The sequence below is a fragment of the Nocardioides sp. genome (assembly GCF_024509035.1).
Lineage (GTDB): Bacteria > Actinomycetota > Actinomycetes > Propionibacteriales > Nocardioidaceae > Nocardioides.
The window spans coordinates 1-2,344 of sequence record NZ_JANINT010000304.1 but is presented as its reverse complement, the minus strand read 5'-3'; the positions used below and the strand labels follow the sequence as shown (position 1 = coordinate 2,344).

Here is a 2,344-nt window from a genome sequence, read left to right as displayed (position 1 = left end):
CAGGGCCGCACGGTCGACTTCCGCAACACGCTGCTCATCCTCACCAGCAACCTGGGCTCGAACTACCTCGTCGACCCCACGCTGGACCCGGAGAAGAAGCACGACTCGGTGATGGCCGTGGTGCGGTCGTCGTTCAAGCCGGAGTTCCTCAACCGGCTCGACGAGATCGTCGTCTTCGACGCGCTCACGATGGCCGACCTCACCCACATCGTCGACCTGCAGCTCGCGCTGCTCGAGAAGCGGCTCGCCGTGCGGCGGATCGCGATCTCGGTCACCGACGAGGCGCGCACCTGGCTCGCCGACACCGGCTACGACCCGGCGTACGGCGCCCGCCCGCTGCGCCGGCTGATCCAGAGCGCGATCGGCGACCCGCTCGCGCGGATGCTGATCGCAGGCGAGGTCGTCGACGGCGCGGCGGTCACGGTCGACCGGGCGCCCGGCGGCGATGGGCTGATGTTGACGGCTGCGTGATCCAATGGCCCCCGTGAACCAGCCTGCCCCGACCCGTCCGCGCCAGGTCACCCTGGCCGGGTGGCTGATCATGATCGGCTCGCTGATCGTCGTCGCGATGGTCTTCGACCGGGTCGGCGCCCTGCACACGCTCGAGACCCGCGAGTCGGTCGAGAAGTTCCTCGCCGAGCCGCCGGGCTCCGACCTCGGGGTCGGCGTCGACGGCATCATCACGCTGCTGCGGATCACCTCGATGGTGGCGGCGGGGTGCGCGACGGCCGCCGCGATCCTCGGCTACCAGGTGCTGCGGCGCAGCCGCAGCGCCCGGCTGGCGCTCACGGTGATCGCGGTGCCGCTGTTCCTCACCGGCATGGTCACCGGCGGGTTCGTGTCCTCCGTGGTGGCCGCCGCCGCGCTGATGCTGTGGCTGCAGCCCTCGCGCGACTGGTTCCAGGGCAGGAGCACCGGCCCGGGCACCGCCCGGGCGGCGACGCCGCGCGCCCAGGCGCCGGTCGCGCCCGCGGCCTCGCCGTACGCCGTCGCCCAGCCGCCCGCCGTCGGTGGGCCGACTCCCGCGCCGGCAGCGACGGACCTGCCGCGGCCGACCTCGGTCATGCGGGCCAGCATGCTGACGTGGATCTTCAGCGGCCTGACCGCCGTCGGCCTGCTGATCACGGCGGCCGTCATCGCCGTCAGCCCCGACACGGTCCTCGACGACGTGCACCGACGCACCCCCGAGCTCGAGGAGCAGGGCATCTCCGACGACCTGCTGCTCGCCGTGACGTTCGTGATGATCGCCGCGTTCGTGCTGTGGTGCGTGGCCGCGTCCGTGCTCGCCGCCCTGGTGCTGCGCGGCGTCGACTGGGCGCGGATCGTGCTGATCATCTCGGCGGCGATCGCGGCCGCGGTCAGCCTCGTCGCCCTCCTCGCGGGAGCGTTCCTGCTGGTGCTTCTGCTCACCGCGTCGGTCGCGACGATCCTGCTGCTGGTGCGGCCCGACACCGCCGCCTGGTTCCACCGCACGCGATAACCCCGACTAGGGCACGGCTCCTTGTCCGGATGCGCCTGCTGCGCGGGCATTCGCATCCGATCTGGCGGCGTTCTCGGCGACTCGATGGGCCTCCGGCCCGCCGTCGCGCCTCCGCCTTGCCAGATACGGCGCGAGAACCCGCTCGCGACGGCGCCGGATTAGGAGCCGCACCCTAGGCCCGGAGATCGGCGGCCGCGAGCCGGCGCAGGCCCTCCTCGATCACGTCGGTCTCCTTGCAGAACGCCCAGCGCACCAGCTGGCGTCCGGCGTCGGAGTCGTAGAAGACCTGCGTCGGGATCGCGACGACCCCGGCCCGCTCGGGCAGCGCCAGGCAGAACGAGCGCCCGTCGGGCCAGCCGAGCGCGGAGATGTCGGTCGTCGCGAAGTAGGTGCCCTCGGGCACCCGGACGTCCAGACCGACCTCGGCCAGGCCAGCGCACAGCAGGTCGCGCCGCGCGCGCAGCTCGGCCGCCAGCCGGACCGGGTAGTCGGGCTCCTCGTCGAGCGCGTAGGCCACCGCCGGCTGGAGCGGGGAGCCGGAGGTGAACGTGAGCCACTGCTTGGCCGCGAGCACCGCGCCCACCAGCTCGGCGGGTCCGGTCGCCCAGCCGACCTTCCAGCCGGTGAACGAGTACGACTTGCCGGCGCTCGACAGCGACAGTGTCCGCTCGAACATCCCCGGCAGGGTCGCGAGCGGCACGTGCTCATGCCCGTCGTAGACCAGGTGCTCGTAGACCTCGTCGGTGATCACCACGAGCTCGTGCTCGATCGCGAGGTCCGCGACCGCCTGCAGCTCGTCTCGGGTGAGCACGGTGCCGGTCGGGTTGTGCGGGGAGTTCAGCAGCACGAACCGGGTGCGCGGCG

3 protein-coding genes are annotated in these 2,344 nt (G+C 72.6%); 2 read left to right on the top strand and 1 reads right to left on the bottom strand.

Translation table 11 applies throughout. The annotated features are described in order from the left end of the window. Positions 1-471 (top strand): AAA family ATPase (locus Q0L15_RS19635; protein ID WP_296606275.1); only part of this gene is annotated, 471 nt, incomplete at its 5' end. 13 nt (positions 472-484) lie between these two features. After that, positions 485-1,480 carry a hypothetical protein gene (locus Q0L15_RS19630; RefSeq protein WP_296606274.1) on the top strand — a complete coding sequence of 332 codons (996 nt, stop codon included), beginning with the start codon at positions 485-487 and terminating at the stop codon, positions 1,478-1,480. Positions 1,481-1,652: 172 nt separating this feature from the next. Here the strand turns inward: Q0L15_RS19630 and Q0L15_RS19625 are convergent. Next, positions 1,653-2,344 (bottom strand): aminotransferase class I/II-fold pyridoxal phosphate-dependent enzyme (locus Q0L15_RS19625; protein ID WP_296606272.1); only part of this gene is annotated, 692 nt, incomplete at its 5' end.